Here is a 520-nt window from a genome sequence, read left to right on the forward strand (position 1 = left end):
GCGAGGATCTGCTTGGGCAGCGGCTTGTCCGTCGTGTCGCGGATCATCCCGAAGGCGGCCAGCGCCAGCCCCTCGATGAGCACCTGCATGCCCAGGTAGGGCATGTCCCAGCGGGAGTCGCGCAGGGTGTCGCCGAGCAGCCCCTGGAGGCTGTCGTTGATCGGGTAGAGCATCCCGACCTTCTCGTGGAGGAACCGCCCGAAGACCTCCGCGTGCCGCGCCTCGTCCATGGTCTGGGTGGCGGAGTAGAACTTCGCGTCCAGGTCCGGCACCGATTCCACGATCCGGGCCGCGCACACCATCGCGCCCTGCTCGCCGTGCAGGAACTGGCTGAAGTTCCAGGCGCTGTAGTGCCGGCGCAGTTCGCCCTTGTCCCGGTCGGTCATCTTCGCCCAGTGCCGGGTGCCGTACAGGGTCAACGCCTCGTCGGGGGTGCCGAGCGGGTCGTACGGGTCCACTTCCAGGTCCCACGCGATGCGCTTGGCGCCGTCCCACTGCTTGTCCTTGCCCTTCTGGTAGA

Annotated in this window: 1 pseudogene; it reads right to left on the reverse strand. The window is 67.9% G+C overall.

Features of this window, described 5'->3' with window-relative positions:
- Positions 1-520: pseudogene (locus tag G3I71_RS46530) on the reverse strand (aminobenzoate oxygenase); the annotation flags it as partial.

Origin of the sequence: Streptomyces sp. SID12501 (assembly GCF_010550245.1) — a bacterium.
In the GTDB taxonomy this organism is placed as follows: Bacteria; Actinomycetota; Actinomycetes; order Streptomycetales; family Streptomycetaceae; genus Streptomyces.